The sequence below is a fragment of the Paenibacillus pedocola genome (genome assembly GCF_031599675.1).
Taxonomy (GTDB): domain Bacteria; phylum Bacillota; class Bacilli; order Paenibacillales; family Paenibacillaceae; genus Paenibacillus_AQ; species Paenibacillus_AQ pedocola.
Genome location: NZ_CP134223.1, coordinates 5,792,275 through 5,809,685, shown reverse-complemented (window position 1 = coordinate 5,809,685; position 17,411 = coordinate 5,792,275). Strand labels below are relative to the sequence as shown.

Here is a 17,411-nt window from a genome sequence, read left to right as displayed (position 1 = left end):
CAAACACACTAAATTCATCTAAAAAGGACCGCGCCCTCTTTTGATCTGACGATCAAGGGAGGGCCTCCGGTACTAAATCAGGATATAGGTTAAGGAGGGTTGCTCCTTGTTGGACGTTAACAATTTTGAATTTATGAAAATCGGGCTTGCTTCTCCGGAAAAAATTCGTTCTTGGTCCCGCGGAGAAGTAAAAAAACCGGAAACCATTAACTATCGTACGTTGAAACCGGAAAAAGAAGGCCTTTTCTGCGAGCGCATTTTTGGACCGCAAAAAGACTGGGAATGTCACTGTGGTAAATACAAACGCGTCCGTTATAAGGGCGTTGTCTGCGACCGCTGCGGCGTGGAAGTTACCCGCGCTAAAGTCCGCCGCGAACGTATGGGCCATATCGAGCTGGCAGCTCCGGTATCTCATATCTGGTACTTCAAGGGTATTCCTAGCCGTATGGGTCTGGCTCTGGACATGTCCCCAAGATCGCTTGAAGAGATCATCTACTTCGCATCTTATGTTGTAACTGATCCGGGTGAAACGCCGCTGGAGAAGAAACAGCTGCTGTCCGAGAAAGAATACCGCAGCTACCGCGAGAAATACGGCTATGGGTTCCAGGCGGGTATGGGTGCTGAGGCAGTTAAAAAGCTGCTCCAGGATATCGACATCGAAAAGGAATTGGAATTCCTCAAGGAAGAGCTGCGTACGGCTCAAGGCCAACGCCGCAACCGGGCAATCAAACGTCTGGAAGTCATTGAAGCCTTCCGCAACTCCGGCAACAAGCCTGACTGGATGATCATGGATGTGCTTCCGGTAATTCCTCCGGAACTTCGCCCAATGGTTCAACTGGATGGCGGCCGTTTTGCTACGTCTGACCTTAATGACTTGTACCGTCGTGTAATTAACCGGAACAACCGTCTGAAGAGACTGCTTGATCTGGGTGCTCCTGATATTATCGTGCAGAATGAAAAACGGATGCTTCAGGAAGCTGTCGATGCACTGATCGACAACGGCCGCCGTGGCCGTCCTGTAACAGGTCCTGGTAACCGTCCGCTCAAATCGCTCAGCCATATGCTGAAGGGTAAACAAGGGCGCTTCCGTCAGAACTTGCTCGGTAAACGTGTTGACTACTCCGGACGTTCCGTTATCGTTGTGGGACCATATCTGAAGATGTACCAATGCGGACTTCCGAAGAAAATGGCTTTGGAGCTCTTCAAGCCGTTCGTAATGAAAGAACTGGTTAACAAAGGCCTTGCCCATAACATCAAGAGCGCAAAACGTAAAGTTGAGCGTGTAAGTCCTGAAGTATGGGATGTACTTGAAGAAGTAATCAGAGAGCATCCGGTTCTGCTGAACCGTGCCCCTACGCTGCACAGACTCGGTATTCAAGCCTTTGAACCGATCCTGGTAGAAGGTCACGCTATCCGTCTTCACCCGCTCGTATGTACGGCTTACAACGCCGACTTTGACGGTGACCAAATGGCGGTACACGTTCCTCTGTCGGCTGAAGCTCAAGCTGAAGCACGTCTCCTGATGCTGGCATCCGGTAACATCCTTAACCCTAAGGACGGCAAGCCGGTTGTTACTCCTTCCCAGGATATGGTCCTTGGTACTTTCTATCTGACCATGGACAACAAGGAAGAAAAGGGCACAGGTATGATTCTGCGTACCGTAAACGAAGCTGTTTCAGCTTACCAGCGCGGAACTGCAGGATTGCACGCACGTGTAGCTATTCCGGTTAAAGCATTGGGTAAGACCAGCTTTACGGAAGCGCAGCAAGGTGCAATGCTAATCACAACTGTCGGTAAAATTATCTTTAACGAAATTTATCCGAGCAGTTTCCCTTATATCAACGAAGCTACCAAAACGAATCTGCTGCAAGGTACACCTGAGAAATACTTTATCTACGAAAAGGGTGCGGATATCCGTGAGGCTATCATGAATGCTCCGGAAGCAAGCGCCGTAGGTAAGGAATATCTGGGTCTGATCATTGCACGCTGCTTCGAGACTTACCATACAACCAAGACATCCATGATCCTGGATAGAATCAAGCAGCTCGGCTTCACGTATTCCACACGGTCCGGTGTTACTGTTGCCGTATCCGACGTTATCGTGCCAGAAGAGAAGGCTACTATTCTGAAAGAGTCTGAAGCTAAGGTTGATGTGGTTGCTAACCAATATCGCCGTGGTCTGATTACCAATGACGAGCGCTATGACCGCGTTATTGAAATCTGGTCGAAGACGAAGGATGATCTTACCAATGTCCTGCTGAAATCGATGGACCGCTTCAACTCTATCATGCTCATGGTTGATTCCAAGGCGCGTGGTAATAAATCGCAGATCACCCAGCTGGGCGGTATGCGTGGACTGATGGCAACACCTTCAGGCCGGATTTTCGAATTGCCGATCAAAGCGAACTTCCGTGAAGGTCTGACGGTCCTCGAGTACTTTATCTCCACCCACGGAGCGCGTAAAGGTCTGGCCGATACAGCGCTGCGTACTGCGGATTCCGGTTACCTGACACGTCGTCTCGTAGACGTGGCGCAAGACGTGATCGTCCGCGAGGAAGATTGCGGTACCGATAAAGGCTTCACTGTCAGCCGAATTCAAGATGGTAAAGAAGTTATCGAAGATCTGTATGACCGTATTGAAGGCCGTTACTCCTTTGAAACTGTCCGTCATCCGGAAACGAAGGAAATCATCGTTCACCGCAACGATCTGATTGACTCCGACAAGGCTGAAGAGATTGTTAACGCAGGTGTAACTAAGCTGCAAATTCGCTCTGTACTGAGCTGCCGTGCCCGTCACGGGGTCTGCAAAAAATGCTACGGACGTAACCTGGCAACAGGTAAATTCGTGGAAATCGGTGAAGCTGTCGGCATTATCGCCGCACAATCCATCGGTGAGCCGGGAACCCAGCTTACCATGCGTACGTTCCATACCGGTGGTGTTGCCGGTGATGACATCACGCAAGGTTTGCCGCGTATCCAAGAGTTGTTTGAAGCCCGTAACCCTAAAGGTCAGGCGACAATCAGTGAAATTGACGGGGTAATCAAGGAAATCCGCGAAACCAAAGACCGCCGCGAAATCGAGGTTCAAGGTGAAGCTGAATCCAAGACCTACTCCATCACTTATGGTTCGCGTCTGCGTGTCAGTGAAGGCCAGGAGATTGAAGCTGGGGATGAACTGACAGACGGTTCGATCGACCCTAAAGAAATGCTGCGTATCAAAGGGATCCGTGGGGTACAGAACTACATTCTGCAAGAAGTACAGCGTGTATACCGTAACCAGGGCGTAGAAATCAATGATAAGCACATTGAAGTTATGATCAAGCAGATGCTGCGCAAGATCCGTATTATCGACGCAGGGGATACCAATCTCCTGCCAGGAGCTTTTGCGGACATTCATGAATATGAAGCAGCCAACAAAGAAGCTATTCTTTCTGGTAATGAACCTGCGGTGGCCAAACCGGTACTGCTCGGTATTACCAAGGCATCCCTGGAGACAGACTCCTTCCTGTCTGCGGCATCATTCCAAGAAACTACACGTGTCTTGACCGATGCAGCAATCAAAGGTAAAGTCGATAAGCTCCTGGGACTGAAAGAAAATGTTATCATTGGTAAGCTGATCCCTGCAGGTACGGGGATGAACCGCTACCGTAATGTAAAGCTGAGCGATCCGAATGCACAGAGCGAGCAAGAAGCTCTAGAGACGGTTCCTGCTGAATAATTAAATAATCATAGCAGGCAGATTCCGCATCACGGCTCTTAATAGTCCGTGATGCGGCTGACTGCTGTGAATATTAATAATTTCTTTTACAGATTATCTTGACATCAATTGCTGATAATGCTAATATGTCTAAGGTGCGTGAGTAGCCTTGTCATTCTTGTTCATTGGAGGTAATGATTTATTATGACTGATGATAGAGGACTGCAGGATGCTCAGGTCAAGATCGGTACCAAACAAACCGTTAAGGCGGTAGAGTTGGGCCAAGCCGCAGAAGTCTATGTGGCAGAGGACGGAGATCAACGGCTTACTTCCAGAATTGTTTTGCTTTGTGACAAACAAGGCGTGAAGGTCACTTATGTGGACACGATGCTGAATTTGGGCAAAGCTTGCGGTATAGAAGTTGGTGCTGCTATGGCAGCCGTCTTAAAACAATAGCGTGAGAAACGTTTTTGTACCGGGGGTACACTTCGGCAGCAAAGACTTTTCATTTGTCTTTTTATGAACCACCTGGGTCTGTGGACTTAATGTTCGTAAATTGATTATCATTTCAGGAAGGGGGTGGCACAACAATGCCAACTATTAATCAACTGGTTCGTAAAGGCCGTCAAGCCAAAATCGAGAAATCCAAGTCTCCTGCTCTTCAAAAAGGGTTCAACGCCCTGAAGCGTGAGGCAACAAATTTGAGCGCCCCGCAAAAACGCGGTGTGTGCACTCGTGTAGGCACAATGACTCCACGTAAACCAAACTCAGCGCTTCGTAAGTATGCCCGTGTTCGTTTGACGAACCGTCTTGAGGTGACTGCTTACATTCCGGGTATCGGACACAACCTTCAAGAGCACAGTGTAGTATTGCTGCGCGGAGGTAAAGTTAAGGACCTTGCAGGAGTTCGTTACCACATCGTGCGTGGCGCTCTGGATACTGCAGGCGTAGCTAACCGGATGCAAGCTCGTTCCAAGTATGGTGCGAAACGTCCTAAGGCTAAGAAATAAGATTACAATACCTGAATAATAAACATTTAAGAAAGGGGGATATCCATGCCACGCAAAGGTCCAGTTACTAAGAGAGATGTATTGCCAGATCCATTGTATAATAGCAAGTTGGTTACCCGTTTGATCAACCGTATTATGCTGGGTGGTAAAAGAGGTGTCGCTCAAAGCATTCTGTACAATTCGTTTAAATTGATCCAAGAACGTACGGGCAAAGATCCGATGGAAGTTTTCGAAGCTGCCATCAAGAATATCATGCCGGTATTGGAAGTTAAGGCTCGCCGTGTCGGCGGTGCTAACTACCAAGTGCCTATCGAGGTTAAACCTGAGAGACGTACTGCTCTGGGATTACGTTGGCTCGTGAACTACTCACGTAACCGCGGCGAGAAGACTATGGAAGAACGTTTGGCGGCTGAAATCATCGACGCTTCCAACAACACAGGCGCTTCTGTTAAGAAACGTGAAGACACGCACAAAATGGCTGAAGCGAACAAAGCGTTTGCTCACTACCGCTGGTAGGATTTTAAGCCGTTCAAATAACTTATATTTTGAAGGGAGACCCATTTCATGGCAAGAGAGTTCTCCTTAAAAAATACACGCAATATCGGGATCATGGCACATATTGATGCTGGTAAGACTACTACCACTGAGCGGATTCTATTCTACACAGGCCGTACGCACAAAATCGGTGAAGTTCACGAGGGTGCAGCTACAATGGACTGGATGGAACAAGAGCAAGAGCGCGGAATTACCATTACTTCCGCCGCTACAACCGCTGCTTGGAAGGGTCACCGCATCAATATCATTGATACCCCTGGACACGTTGACTTCACTGTTGAAGTTGAACGTTCCCTGCGTGTATTGGATGGAGCAGTTGGTGTTTTCAGTGCGAAAGAAGGCGTTGAGCCTCAGTCTGAAACTGTATGGAGACAGGCTGACCGGTATGGCGTTCCCCGCATCGCATATGTAAACAAAATGGATATCATCGGCGCGGACTTCCTTAACGTTGTAGAAAGCATGCGTGATCGCCTGCAAGCCAATGCAGTTGCAATTCAACTGCCAATTGGCGCCGAAAACGACTTCGTGGGTATTATTGACCTGGTTGAGCAAAAAGCTCACATCTTTAAAGATGATCTGGGTCAAAACATTGAAGTAACGGACATTCCGGCTGAATATCTGGAACAAGTTGAGACTCTGCGTCTTGAACTGATCGAGAAAGTTGCAGAACTTGACGAAGACCTGACTATGAAGTACCTGGAAGGTGAAGAAATTACAGTTGATGAGATCAAAGCTGCTCTGCGCAAAGGCGTAGTAGAAGTTAAGATCTTCCCTGTAATCGTTGGATCCTCCTACCGCAACAAAGGTGTTCAGCTTATGATGGACGCTGTCGTTGATTACTTGCCATCCCCACTGGATGTACCGGCTATTCAAGGTCATCTGGATGACGGTACTGAAGCGGTTCGTCACTCTTCGGACGAAGAACCATTCTCAGCATTGGCATTTAAAATCATGACTGACCCTTATGTTGGTAAACTTACGTTCTTCCGCGTGTATTCCGGTGTTCTGGAATCCGGTTCTTATGTAGTTAATGCTACTAAGAACAAACGTGAGCGTATCGGCCGTATTCTGCAGATGCACGCTAACAGCCGTCAAGAAATCTCCATCGTTTACGCTGGTGATATCGCAGCAGCTGTTGGTTTGAAAGATACAAGTACAGGCGATACACTTTGCGATGAGAAACATCCGGTAATCCTGGAGTCGATGAACTTCCCTGATCCGGTTATCGAAATCGCAGTTGAACCAAAAACCAAAGCCGACCAAGATAAATTGGGCGTTGCTCTCGGTAAGCTGACTGAAGAAGATCCAACTCTTCGTGCGCATACTGATGAAGAAACTGGCCAAACCATCCTGGCAGGTATGGGTGAGCTTCACCTTGATATTATCATCGACCGTATGCGCCGCGAATTCAAAGTAGAAACCAATGTGGGTAAACCACAGGTTGCTTACCGCGAAACATTCAAAGCACCAGCACGTGTTGAAGGTAAATTCGTTCGCCAATCCGGCGGTCGCGGTCAGTACGGTCACGTATGGGTTGAATTCGAACCTCTCGAGCCAGGTACTGGCAGCCAATTCGAAAGTAAAGTTGTCGGTGGTTCTGTACCTAGAGAATACATCGCTCCTGCACTTGCCGGTATTGAAGAGCAAATGAAAAACGGCGTAATTGCAGGCTTCCCGCTTGTAGACGTTAAGGCAACCATCGTTGATGGTTCTTATCATGATGTTGACTCCAACGAAATGGCGTTCAAAATTGCCGGCTCGATGGCACTCAAAGCAGCTAAAGACAAGTGTAAGCCTGTCCTGCTTGAGCCAATCATGAAAGTGGAAGTAACTGTTCCTGAGGAATATATGGGCGATGTTATGGGTATGCTGAACTCCCGTCGCGGTAGAATCGAAGGTATGGATTCCCGTGGTGGTGCGCAGATTATCCGTGCTAAGGTGCCTCTTTCCGAAATGTTCGGATACTCCACAACTCTCCGTTCCGGTACTCAAGGACGCGGTGTATTCTCAATGGAGCTTTCTCACTATGAAGAAGTACCTAAATCCATTGCAGAAGAAATCGTTTCTAAGAACAAAGGTGGAGAATAGTCACCGTTTTTAACTCGCCGTTCGGATATTAATCACTCAGTCATCTAAGAATTGCATGTAGACGGGCGGCTCAAATATAAGGAACCCCACAATAAGGAGGAACTGTTCAAATGGCAAAGGCAAAGTTTGAACGTAACAAACCACACGTTAACATCGGTACTATCGGTCACGTCGACCATGGTAAAACGACTCTGACTGCTGCAATCACAACTGTATTGTCCAAAAAATACGGTGGTGCCGCTGTAGCTTTCGACCAAATCGACAAAGCTCCTGAAGAACGCGAACGTGGTATCACTATTTCCACAGCTCACGTTGAATATGAAACTCCTAACCGTCACTACGCTCACGTAGACTGCCCTGGACACGCCGACTATGTTAAAAACATGATCACTGGCGCAGCGCAAATGGACGGAGCTATCCTGGTTGTATCCGCAGCTGACGGCCCTATGCCACAGACTCGCGAACACATCCTGCTGTCCCGTCAAGTAGGTGTTCCTTACATCGTCGTATTCCTGAACAAATGCGATATGGTTGAAGACGAAGAGTTGCTTGAACTGGTTGAAATGGAAGTTCGCGACTTGCTGAGCGAATACGACTTCCCAGGCGATGATACTCCAATCATCCGTGGATCTGCTCGTGAAGCTCTGCAAAACCCTGAAGGCGACTATGCACAAAAAATCGTTGAAATGTTTGAAACGATTGACACGTACATCCCGCTTCCAGAACGTCAAACTGACAAACCATTCTTGATGCCTGTCGAAGACGTATTCTCCATCACTGGCCGCGGTACTGTGGCAACTGGTCGCGTAGAACGCGGAACAGTTAAAGTCGGAGAAGAAATCGAAATCGTTGGTATTCACGAAGAAAAGAAAAAATCCGTTGTTACAGGCGTTGAAATGTTCCGTAAATTGCTCGATTCCGCACAAGCGGGCGACAACATCGGCGCATTGCTGCGTGGTGTAGACCGTAACATGATCGAGCGTGGCCAAGTATTGGCTAAGCCGAACTCCGTTAACCCACACACTGAGTTCACTGCTCAGATCTACGTTCTGACTAAAGAAGAAGGCGGACGTCACAAACCATTCTTCACTGGTTACCGTCCACAGTTCTACTTCCGTACAACTGACGTTACAGGTATCATCAACCTGCCAGAAGGTACTGAAATGGTTATGCCTGGTGATAACATCACTGTAACCGTACAACTGATCTCCCCAATCGCGATTGAAGAAGGTACTAAATTCTCCATTCGTGAAGGCGGACGTACAGTTGGTGCAGGTTCCGTAGCTTCTATCCAAAAATAATTCGGTTCTATCCGTTAGGATAGTATCGGATCATAAACAGGGGTTCTTCTTCGGAGGAGCTCCTGTTTTTTTGTATACAAAAACTCTATCCGCAGAGGATATCCTCTGTGGATAGAGTTTTAATAGATAGACCTTATTAGATTTCTTTGGCATAGGCTGGGCTGGGCAGCTTGGAGATTACGACATGAAGACTTGCAGGGGAATTGCTGCTGTTATGGTAGGCGAAGGAATCATCCTCAGCAATATGGATAACTTCCTCTTCGCTGAATTCCTGCGTTACATCATTTACTGTAATGGTGCCGCTCCCTTTTAGAGCATAGATATATACGTCTGCACCGGGGTGCTTATGCACGGGCAACTGCTGGCCAGGCATAAAATTGAGGACAAAGACAACGCTATCCCCTTTTTGAAACAGTATTTTTTTGGTGAACCGATCTTCTTGATAATGTATGGCCTCTGTTATCATTTTCTTTTCCATAACTATATACCTTCTTTCATTAAATATCCTCATACGGGATTAGAGTTTTACTTCATATTCGCAATGTTCATGGCCGGTAGCATTACATTTTACTTCTTTAACACTAACTCTGTGACCCATGATTTTAGTTAGTGCTCCCTCCAGAATTGCTCCTTCTAAATCGCAGATCATTTTCTCTTCCTCTAGTGTAGGCAAGCCTTTGCAAAAACAGTCATCCACAGCAATATTGATCCTGGACTCATCTGAAAAAATAATACGCGGAATTCCAATCTTCAGTTCTTCAAATAGCTGCAGTAACTCATCCACACTGTTTACCGGCAGGCTTTCACCTATTTTTCGGCCTACAGTCAATGTAGTTCCTTTACCGCCCATCGGTAGACCCTGGTTTAATCCAATGAGCCGTATGGTTCGGAATAACTCTAGTGGAACCATATTACCTAGTATTGCTCTGTCCATCTTTTGCATGTCTTCAAATGTATATTGCAGTATAGACACATCCTCTCCTGTAAATTCTCTTTAAGAGTATTTTGAAGGAAAATGAACCTAGAATCCTTGATACAGATCAAGTTTATTAAAATTATTGTGAGTGTTATCACTAGGCTGCTTCCAGATCCTTGATATGTTGTCATCAGGTCAATAGGAAGGAAAGTGTCATTATGAATATGAATTGTAACACATGCCATAACAATCCGTGTGTACGGCAGGTACCTGTATTTCAAGGCTTGTCTGATCATGATCTGCATATAGTTGAGTCTATTATAGAGTCGAATTATTATACAAAGGGGAATCTGGTATTTAGAGAGGGAGAGCAGTCCGAATCACTGTTTATAGTAAATAACGGCCTGATTAAACTGACGCAGAACAATAAGGAAGGGAAGCAGCATGTTCTTCGCTTTCTTTTCCCGGGGGATTACTTTGGGCAATTTGCCTTGCTACATAATAAGAGGCATTATGCAACTGCAGAGGTGGTGGAGAGCGGACTCGTGTGCCGGATGCATCGTAAAGATTTTCTACCCTTAATAGAAAAGAATACGGCCCTTGCCTTCAGCTTTCTGATGTCAATGAGCGAACAGTTACAACAGGCCGATGAACTTGCAGGGTCACTGCACATTTTAGAAGCGGAGAAGAGATTAGCAAGACTCCTGCTTCATATATCCTCCAAAAACCAGCAGGATTATGGAATCGAACCGGCATGGTCTAAGATTCATCTGCCAGCAGCCAAAAAGGACTTCGCAGCCATGATAGGAACAACACCTGAAACACTCAGCCGAAAGCTGAATAAGCTTGAAGCCATGAAGATTATAGAAGTTAAGAACAGGACCGTTGTTATATTAAATATCAAGGCACTCTATCAGATTGCAGAAATATAGAATGGAAAATCATATATGCCCTCTGTGATTTCGACAATTTACGACATTAAACTTCATATAAACCTTTCAATTCTACAAAATCCAACAAAAAACTACTTAAAATTCTTTACAATTTACACTTTCCTAGGTTAGAATGATTCTATATTATCATTGTTAATATTTAGGAGTTTAGGGAGAGTGGAAGTGTGGGGAAATGTCCTTTTTCTTTTATGCATGGTATTCAGTCACGTAACAATAATGGGGCAACTCCCGACAAGCGCTCCAAGGACAGCGAGAATCATACACCTGCCACCACGGCAACCCTTCATTCGCTCCACGGGCATGAAGAGTTGAACGAACAAATGCGGATGATCGACTTGACTGAAGAGGATCTGGATCTTTTACGGATGATGAAACCTATTGTCGAACGTGAGATTAACTACATCACTGATCAATTCTACAATACGGTCCTTGGTGTAAATAAACTGGAGAGCATCATTCTAGAGCACAGCAGCATTGAACGCCTCAAAGGAACCTTGAAACAACATATTATTGAAATCTTTGACGGCAAAGTGGATGAGCAATACATAGCCAAACGTTTGACAATAGCTAAAATTCACAAAAAAGTCGGCCTCGAACCCAAATGGTACTTATCGGCATTTCAGAATCTGCAGAATGTATTTATTACGGTAATATACAATGAAACGTATAAAGACAATGAGCGGTTAAAGGTAGTACAAACCGTAACCAAACTTCTGAATCTTGAACAGCAACTGGTGCTCGAAGCCTATGAGAAAGAGAACATCCGGGAGAAGGAAGAACAATACCTGGTTGTTAAAAATGAACTGAAACAGAAAATCGCTGAGTTTAGCGGAGAGCTGATAGATCTGAGCATGGACACTAACGCGGCTGTAGAGCAGCTGGTGGCGAGTAGTAATGAAGTGAACAATTCATTCCGCCGCACTGCCTCCACCGCTCTTGGGTCGCAGGAGATGGCTAAGGATGGACAGGGACAACTTGGCAGCCTTAGCGGTCAGATTAATCTTATATATGAGAGTACGAATGAAATGGAACGGTCGGTAAAAGAGTTAAGCAGTTCTTCTTTGCAAATCCAGAAGATTGTGGCTGCTGTACAGGATATAGCCGATCAGACCAAAATTCTTTCATTAAATGCTACAATAGAGGCCGCCCGTGCAGGTGAATATGGCAGAGGCTTCAGTGTCGTTGCCAGTGAGGTCAGCCGGCTTGCAGAAGACACCAAGAGCACTGTAGTACGTATCGGAGACTTAACCCAAAAATCGGCAGCGCTGACTAGCCAGGTAGTCAAGGAAATCCGTAAGGTGCAGGAACTGACGAAAAGCGGAAAAGAGCAGTCCGTAGAGACGAGCAGAATCTTCAGCGATATCGTGGACTCGATGCAGACTAGTACACAGGAAATAGTAACTGTTGAGGAAGAGATCAGAGTATTAATTCATACTATTGAAGGAATTGGTGCTACAACGGCACAAACTGCGGCTTCGGCTGAGTTTTTCAAGTCTGCAACGGATAATCTTTAAGCTAAAAATGGATAATTGTAATAGATGAGAACAACGTATAAAAAAAATATGCGTTGTTTTTCATTTTCGCTTGCAAAGTATCCGCCTATTATATATAATAATAAATGTTGTTCTGAGACGTTGCGATGATGTGAGAGGTTACTGACACACCCGGCCCCTTTGCCATGAGGTCGACGTCAGAAAATTTTCACGGAGTATGTCCGATAATAAATTGGGCGATAGAAGGAGGGACTAAAATGGCAAAGCAAAAAATTCGTATTCGCTTGAAAGCATACGACCACAGAATTCTTGATCAATCCGCAGAGAAAATCGTTGAAACAGCAAAACGTTCGGGTGCTGGTGTATCCGGGCCGATCCCGCTGCCAACTGAGAAGCAAATCATTACTATTCTCCGTGCGGTACACAAGTACAAGGATTCCCGTGAACAGTTTGAACAACGGACTCACAAACGTTTGATCGATATTGTGAATCCTACACCACAAACTGTGGATGCCTTGATGCGCTTGGATCTACCGTCCGGTGTAGATATCGAAATCAAATTGTAATTCTACCATTAAGCAACTAGGAAAAGAAAAGAGGTGTCAACATTGAAAGGTATCTTAGGAAAAAAACTCGGTATGACTCAAGTGTTTACTCCAGAAGGTAACGTGATCGCAGTATCGGTTATCGAAGCAGGCCCTTGTGTAGTACTGCAAAAGAAAGACCTGAATATCGACGGATATGAAGCAGTGCAGTTGGGCTTTTCTGATAAGAAAGAAAGTCGCTCCAACAAGCCTGAACAAGGTCACGCCAAAAAGGCAAATGCAACACCTAAGCGCTACGTTCGTGAAATTCGCGGTGTTGACCTCGGGGCACTCGAGGTTGGACAAGAGCTGAAGGCTGATATCTTCGCTGAAGGCGAATTTGTTGACGTAACTGGCACAAGCAAAGGTAAAGGTTTCCAAGGTAACATCAAACGTTGGGGACAAAGCCGCGGACCAATGGCTCACGGATCGCGTTATCACAGAAGACCGGGTTCCATGGGTTCCATTCAAGCTAACCGCGTTCCTAAGGGCAAACGCCTTCCAGGACACATGGGTCACACGACCGTAACGGTTCAGAAGCTTGAAATCATCAAAGTTGATGTTGAACGTAACGTATTGCTGGTTAAAGGCGCTATCCCAGGTCCTAAGAACAGCTTCGTGAAAGTTAAAGAAACCGTTAAAAAATAATTACCCAAGAAAGGAGGAACATGAAATGCCAAAAGTAACACTTTTTAATATCAGTGGTAACGAAGTTGGCGAAGTTGAACTGAGTGATTCAGTATTCGGTATTGAACCGAACGTGCATGTCCTGCACGAAGCTGCACTTATGCAAAGAGCTTCCCTTCGTCGTGGTACACACAAAGTAAAAGGACGTTCTGAAGTACGTGGCGGCGGACGTAAGCCTTGGAAACAAAAAGGTACAGGTCGTGCTCGTCAAGGCTCCATTCGTTCTCCACAATGGAAAGGCGGCGGCGTAGTCTTCGGACCAACACCACGCAGCTATTCCTGGAAACTGCCTAAGAAGGTTCGTCGTTTGGCCATCAAATCCGCGCTGTCCTCGAAAGTACTCGAGAACGACATCATCGTATTGGATAGCCTGACAATGAATGCTCCGAAAACGAAAGAATTCGCAGCTATTCTGAACAACCTGAAGGTTGGTACTAAAGCTTTGATCGTAGCTCCTAGCTATGACGACAATGTAGCACTTTCCGCTCGTAACATCCCTGGGGTGAAATTCGTAGCGGCTGACGGCATCAATGTTCTTGACGTACTGACGTACGACAAACTGATCATCACTAAAGAAGCAGTTCTGAAGGTAGAGGAGGTGTTCGCGTAATGAAAGATCCTCGTGATATTATCAAACGTCCGGTGATTACGGAACGCACATCCGAATACATGAGCGAATTGAAATACGCTTTTGAAGTGGATATCCGTGCTAACAAGACCGAAATCAAAAAAGCTGTCGAGGCTATTTTTAAAGTTAAAGTAGTTAGTGTGAACACAATGCGCGTACCTGGTAAACTGAAACGTTATGGCAAATACTCCGGATACACTCCAGAGTGGAAAAAAGCCATCGTGAAACTTAGCCCGGACAGCAAACCGCTCGAGTTCTTTGAAGCGGTAGAATAATACTCTTAAAGTAAGGAGGGAACTATAGTGCCAATCAAAAAGTACAAACCGACCTCTCCGGCAAGACGCGGTATGTCCGTGTCTACGTTTGAAGAAATTACAACAAACCAGCCTGAGAAATCGTTGCTTGCGCCGCTGAGCAAAAAAGCGGGCCGTAACAACCAAGGTAAAATTACGGTTCGTCACCACGGCGGCGGACACAAACGTAAATACCGTATTATTGACTTCAAGCGGACTAAAGACGGCATACCAGGTAGCGTTGCTACAATCGAGTATGACCCGAACCGCACATCCAATATTGCTTTGATCCACTATGCCGATGGAGAGAAACGTTACATCATCGCTCCTAAAGGACTTAAAGTTGGGGATAAAGTAGAGTCCGGCCCTGCAGCCGACATCAAAGTTGGTAACAGCCTTCCACTGGAGAACATCCCGGTAGGTACAGTTATCCACAACATCGAGTTGAAACCAGGTAAAGGCGGACAGTTGGTTCGTGCTGCTGGTACAGAAGCTCAATTGCTTGGTAAAGAAGAAAAATACGTATCCGTTCGTTTGAACTCCGGTGAAGTTCGCAGAATCTTGAGCGTTTGCCGTGCAACAATCGGTTCCGTAGGTAATGAAGATCACGAATTGATCAAAATCGGTAAAGCCGGACGCAGTCGCTGGCTTGGCCAACGTCCTGAAGTTCGCGGGGTAGTAATGAACCCTAACGACCACCCACACGGTGGTGGTGAAGGCCGCGCTCCAATCGGACGGAAATCGCCTATGTCTCCTTGGGGTAAACCAACCCTCGGCTACAAAACGCGTAAGAAAAACAAGGCATCTGATAAATATATCGTTCGCCGCCGCACAAAATAAGACGCTTCAGGCATGTTAACAAGCGCGAAGCGTCGATTCGCGGTTTGAAGAACCGGATGAAGGGAGGATTCACACATGGGTCGCAGTTTAAAGAAGGGGCCGTTCATCGATGGCTACCTGCTGAAAAAAGTTGAGGAATTGAACGCGGCAGAAAAGAAAGTCGTAGTTAAAACCTGGTCCCGTCGCTCAACAATTTTCCCTCAGTTTATCGGACATACGTTTGGTGTATATGACGGCCGCAAACACGTGCCAGTATACGTAACGGAAGATATGGTAGGTCACAAGTTGGGCGAGTTCGCGCCAACACGTACTTACAAAGGCCACGCGGGTGACGATAAGAAAACAAGAAGATAATTAAAAAGGTCTTCGTTCGAGAGGAGGGAAAATAAATGGAAGCAAAAGCACATGCTAGATCGGTGCGGATTTCTGCTCGTAAAGCGAAACTGGTTGTTGACTTGATTCGCGGCAAGCAAGTGGGGGAAGCTATTGCAATTCTTCGCCACACTCCAAAATCCGCTTCTCCGGTAGTTGAAAAACTGCTTAACTCGGCGATTGCCAATGCTGAGCACAACTACTCCATGGACGTGAACAGTTTGTTCGTTAGCGAAGTTTTCGTTAACCAGGGTCCTACTATGAAACGTTTCCGTCCGCGCGCCATGGGTCGTGCAAGCCGGATCAATAAACGTACCAGCCACATTACTTTGGTGGTATCTGAGAAATAAGGGAGGGATAACACGTGGGTCAAAAGGTAAATCCAATCGGACTCCGAATCGGTATTATTCGCGATTGGGAATCGAAATGGTATGCAGGTAAAGATTTCGGTACTCTTTTAATGGAAGACGTCAAAATCCGTGAATACCTTAAAGGCAAGTTGAAAGATTCCTCTGTTTCCCGCATCGAGATTGAAAGAGCGGCAAGCCGAGTGAATGTTACTATTCACACTGCTAAACCAGGTATGGTAATTGGTAAAGGCGGAGCAGAAGTAGAAGTACTTCGCAGCGCAGTTACAGCAATTGCCGGTGGCAAAAAAGTCCACATCAACATCAACGAAATTAAGCACCCTGAATTGGATGCAATTCTTGTTGCTGAAAGCATTGCACAACAATTGGAACGTCGTGTATCGTTCCGTCGTGCTCTGAAACAAGCGATTCAAAGAACTATGCGTTCCGGCGCAAAGGGAATCAAAACTCAAGTTGGCGGACGTCTTGGCGGCGCTGAGATTGCCCGTTCAGAAGGTTATAGCGAAGGAACAGTTCCACTTCATACGCTTCGTGCCGATATCGATTACGGAACGGCTGAAGCACATACTACTTATGGCCGTATCGGCGTAAAAGTATGGATCTACCGTGGAGAAGTTCTTCCCCCAGCTAAGAAACAAGCTGCTCAGGAAGGAGGCAACTAATCATGTTGGTACCAAAACGCGTTAAACACCGCAAGCAACAACGCGGTCACATGAAGGGTATGGCAAAAGGCGGTACTGAGCTGAACTTCGGCGAATTCGGCCTGCAGGCATTGGAACCATCTTGGATCACTAACCGTCAGATCGAAGCTGCCCGTATTGCAATGACACGTTACATCAAACGTGGTGGTCAGGTTTGGATCAAGATTTTCCCAGATAAGCCTATTACTCAAAAGCCTCTTGAGGTTCGTATGGGTAGTGGTAAAGGTAACGTTGAGAAATGGGTAGCCGTAGTTAAACCGGGCAAGATTATGTTCGAACTCGGAGGCGTGTCGGAAGAAATCGCTCGTGAAGCGATGCGTCTTGCCGCTCACAAGCTGCCTGTAAAGACTAAGTTTGTGAAACGTGAAGAATTGGGTGGTGAAGCAAATGAAAGCTAATGAACTTCGCAACTTAACCACTGCCGAGATTGAACAGAAGATCGCTGGATTCAAAGAAGAACTCTTCAATCTCCGTTTCCAATTGGCTACTGGCCAACTGGATAACCCGACTCGGATTCGTGATGTGCGTAAGGAAATAGCTCGTGCTAAAACCGTTATCCATCAAAGAGTACTTGGGATTAGTTAAGTGAGGGCGGATCAACAGATCCGTAATCAGGAAGGAGGCTAACTATGAGCGAAGAACGTAATGCACGTAAAGTGCTGATCGGTAAAGTAGTCAGCGATAAAATGGATAAAACCATCGTAATTGCTGTTGAAACCTATAAAAAGCACAACTTGTATCACAAACGCATCAAGTCCACGAAGAAATTCAAGGCACATGATGAGGAAAACGTTGCGAAAATCGGTGATGTTGTTAAAATCATGGAAACTCGTCCGTTGTCCAAGGACAAACGCTGGAGACTTGTTGAAGTGGTAGAAGCAGCGGTTATCATCTAAGATAATCAGGAAGTTTTTCCGGAAGGAGG

At 46.2% G+C, this 17,411-nt stretch carries 21 protein-coding genes; 19 read left to right on the top strand and 2 right to left on the bottom strand.

The genetic code is table 11. The features are described 5' to 3' along the window. The first annotated feature begins 106 nt into the window (after positions 1-106). From rpoC to tuf, 6 genes are all read left to right on the top strand, one after another. A complete protein-coding gene (gene rpoC, locus QU597_RS25890; protein WP_236337406.1) occupies positions 107-3,718 on the top strand; it encodes a DNA-directed RNA polymerase subunit beta' in 3,612 nt (1,203 codons plus the stop codon). Between the two features lie 183 nt (positions 3,719-3,901). Then, entirely contained in the window at positions 3,902-4,153 is a 252-nt protein-coding gene (locus QU597_RS25885) for a ribosomal L7Ae/L30e/S12e/Gadd45 family protein (RefSeq protein WP_206102164.1), read from the top strand. 134 nt (positions 4,154-4,287) lie between these two features. Continuing rightward, on the top strand, positions 4,288-4,707 hold the full coding sequence (rpsL, locus tag QU597_RS25880; RefSeq protein ID WP_020427075.1) for a 30S ribosomal protein S12: 420 nt from the start codon (positions 4,288-4,290) through the stop codon (positions 4,705-4,707). 45 nt (positions 4,708-4,752) lie between these two features. Beyond that, a complete protein-coding gene (gene rpsG, locus QU597_RS25875; RefSeq protein WP_036652908.1) occupies positions 4,753-5,223 on the top strand; it encodes a 30S ribosomal protein S7 in 471 nt (156 codons plus the stop codon). A 48-nt stretch (positions 5,224-5,271) separates the two neighbouring features. Continuing rightward, positions 5,272-7,350, top strand: coding sequence for an elongation factor G (fusA, locus tag QU597_RS25870; protein ID WP_236337405.1), 2,079 nt, complete (start codon positions 5,272-5,274; stop codon positions 7,348-7,350). A gap of 110 nt (positions 7,351-7,460) precedes the next feature. After that, positions 7,461-8,651, top strand: a complete 1,191-nt coding sequence (tuf, locus tag QU597_RS25865; protein WP_236337404.1) for an elongation factor Tu — start codon at positions 7,461-7,463, stop codon at positions 8,649-8,651. Positions 8,652-8,787: 136 nt separating this feature from the next. Here tuf and QU597_RS25860 read toward each other — a convergent pair whose 3' ends face one another. Beyond that, positions 8,788-9,129, bottom strand: coding sequence for a cupin domain-containing protein (locus QU597_RS25860; RefSeq protein ID WP_310830393.1), 342 nt, complete (start codon positions 9,127-9,129; stop codon positions 8,788-8,790). A 39-nt stretch (positions 9,130-9,168) separates the two neighbouring features. Then, positions 9,169-9,624 carry a V4R domain-containing protein gene (locus QU597_RS25855; RefSeq protein WP_310830392.1) on the bottom strand — a complete coding sequence of 152 codons (456 nt, stop codon included), beginning with the start codon at positions 9,622-9,624 and terminating at the stop codon, positions 9,169-9,171. A gap of 161 nt (positions 9,625-9,785) precedes the next feature. On the opposite strand from QU597_RS25855, the gene QU597_RS25850 reads away from it, so the two are divergent. The 13 genes from QU597_RS25850 (at position 9,786) to rpsQ (ending at position 17,382) form a co-directional block, all read left to right on the top strand. After that, positions 9,786-10,499 carry a Crp/Fnr family transcriptional regulator gene (locus QU597_RS25850; protein WP_310830391.1) on the top strand — a complete coding sequence of 238 codons (714 nt, stop codon included), beginning with the start codon at positions 9,786-9,788 and terminating at the stop codon, positions 10,497-10,499. Positions 10,500-10,684: 185 nt separating this feature from the next. Next, positions 10,685-12,034 (top strand): protoglobin domain-containing protein, encoded by a 1,350-nt coding sequence (locus tag QU597_RS25845; RefSeq protein ID WP_310830390.1) that lies wholly within the window; start codon positions 10,685-10,687, stop codon positions 12,032-12,034. Positions 12,035-12,270: 236 nt separating this feature from the next. Beyond that, on the top strand, positions 12,271-12,579 hold the full coding sequence (gene rpsJ / locus QU597_RS25840) for a 30S ribosomal protein S10 (protein ID WP_017692074.1): 309 nt from the start codon (positions 12,271-12,273) through the stop codon (positions 12,577-12,579). Positions 12,580-12,621: 42 nt separating this feature from the next. Further along, positions 12,622-13,245, top strand: coding sequence for a 50S ribosomal protein L3 (gene rplC, locus QU597_RS25835; RefSeq protein WP_074113289.1), 624 nt, complete (start codon positions 12,622-12,624; stop codon positions 13,243-13,245). Positions 13,246-13,270: 25 nt separating this feature from the next. Continuing rightward, on the top strand, positions 13,271-13,894 hold the full coding sequence (gene rplD / locus QU597_RS25830) for a 50S ribosomal protein L4 (RefSeq protein ID WP_042217906.1): 624 nt from the start codon (positions 13,271-13,273) through the stop codon (positions 13,892-13,894). Continuing rightward, a complete protein-coding gene (rplW, locus tag QU597_RS25825) occupies positions 13,894-14,187 on the top strand; it encodes a 50S ribosomal protein L23 (protein ID WP_019908225.1) in 294 nt (97 codons plus the stop codon). Before rplD ends, rplW begins: the two co-directional genes overlap by 1 nt. Before the next feature lie 27 nt (positions 14,188-14,214). Further along, positions 14,215-15,045: a 50S ribosomal protein L2 gene (rplB, locus tag QU597_RS25820; protein WP_054943974.1), complete on the top strand. Its 831-nt coding sequence runs from the start codon at positions 14,215-14,217 to the stop codon at positions 15,043-15,045. Between the two features lie 75 nt (positions 15,046-15,120). Continuing rightward, on the top strand, positions 15,121-15,399 hold the full coding sequence (rpsS, locus tag QU597_RS25815; protein WP_054943975.1) for a 30S ribosomal protein S19: 279 nt from the start codon (positions 15,121-15,123) through the stop codon (positions 15,397-15,399). Positions 15,400-15,434: 35 nt separating this feature from the next. Beyond that, entirely contained in the window at positions 15,435-15,767 is a 333-nt protein-coding gene (gene rplV, locus QU597_RS25810; RefSeq protein WP_019908228.1) for a 50S ribosomal protein L22, read from the top strand. Between the two features lie 14 nt (positions 15,768-15,781). Next, entirely contained in the window at positions 15,782-16,447 is a 666-nt protein-coding gene (gene rpsC / locus QU597_RS25805) for a 30S ribosomal protein S3 (protein WP_054943976.1), read from the top strand. Between the two features lie 2 nt (positions 16,448-16,449). Then, on the top strand, positions 16,450-16,884 hold the full coding sequence (gene rplP, locus QU597_RS25800) for a 50S ribosomal protein L16 (protein ID WP_020427064.1): 435 nt from the start codon (positions 16,450-16,452) through the stop codon (positions 16,882-16,884). Further along, positions 16,874-17,071 carry a 50S ribosomal protein L29 gene (rpmC, locus tag QU597_RS25795; protein ID WP_019908232.1) on the top strand — a complete coding sequence of 66 codons (198 nt, stop codon included), beginning with the start codon at positions 16,874-16,876 and terminating at the stop codon, positions 17,069-17,071. The genes rplP and rpmC overlap by 11 nt, the downstream gene beginning before the upstream one ends. A 44-nt stretch (positions 17,072-17,115) precedes the next feature. Continuing rightward, entirely contained in the window at positions 17,116-17,382 is a 267-nt protein-coding gene (rpsQ, locus tag QU597_RS25790) for a 30S ribosomal protein S17 (protein WP_054943977.1), read from the top strand. Positions 17,383-17,411 lie beyond the last annotated feature (29 nt).

Bases quoted from the DNA above. Each gene is read 5' to 3' on its own strand.
- rplD (WP_042217906.1), top strand. From the start codon at position 13,271: ATGCCAAAAGTAACACTTTTTAATATCAGTGGTAACGAAGTTGGCGAA.
- rplP (WP_020427064.1), top strand. From the start codon at position 16,450: ATGTTGGTACCAAAACGCGTTAAACACCGCAAGCAACAACGCGGTCAC.
- QU597_RS25885 (WP_206102164.1), top strand. From the start codon at position 3,902: ATGACTGATGATAGAGGACTGCAGGATGCTCAGGTCAAGATCGGTACC.
- tuf (WP_236337404.1), top strand. From the start codon at position 7,461: ATGGCAAAGGCAAAGTTTGAACGTAACAAACCACACGTTAACATCGGT.
- fusA (WP_236337405.1), top strand. From the start codon at position 5,272: ATGGCAAGAGAGTTCTCCTTAAAAAATACACGCAATATCGGGATCATG.
- rplW (WP_019908225.1), top strand. From the start codon at position 13,894: ATGAAAGATCCTCGTGATATTATCAAACGTCCGGTGATTACGGAACGC.
- rpsL (WP_020427075.1), top strand. From the start codon at position 4,288: ATGCCAACTATTAATCAACTGGTTCGTAAAGGCCGTCAAGCCAAAATC.
- QU597_RS25850 (WP_310830391.1), top strand. From the start codon at position 9,786: ATGAATATGAATTGTAACACATGCCATAACAATCCGTGTGTACGGCAG.
- rpmC (WP_019908232.1), top strand. From the start codon at position 16,874: ATGAAAGCTAATGAACTTCGCAACTTAACCACTGCCGAGATTGAACAG.
- rplV (WP_019908228.1), top strand. From the start codon at position 15,435: ATGGAAGCAAAAGCACATGCTAGATCGGTGCGGATTTCTGCTCGTAAA.
- rpsS (WP_054943975.1), top strand. From the start codon at position 15,121: ATGGGTCGCAGTTTAAAGAAGGGGCCGTTCATCGATGGCTACCTGCTG.
- rpsQ (WP_054943977.1), top strand. From the start codon at position 17,116: ATGAGCGAAGAACGTAATGCACGTAAAGTGCTGATCGGTAAAGTAGTC.
- QU597_RS25860 (WP_310830393.1), bottom strand. From the start codon at position 9,129: ATGGAAAAGAAAATGATAACAGAGGCCATACATTATCAAGAAGATCGG.
- rpsG (WP_036652908.1), top strand. From the start codon at position 4,753: ATGCCACGCAAAGGTCCAGTTACTAAGAGAGATGTATTGCCAGATCCA.
- rpsJ (WP_017692074.1), top strand. From the start codon at position 12,271: ATGGCAAAGCAAAAAATTCGTATTCGCTTGAAAGCATACGACCACAGA.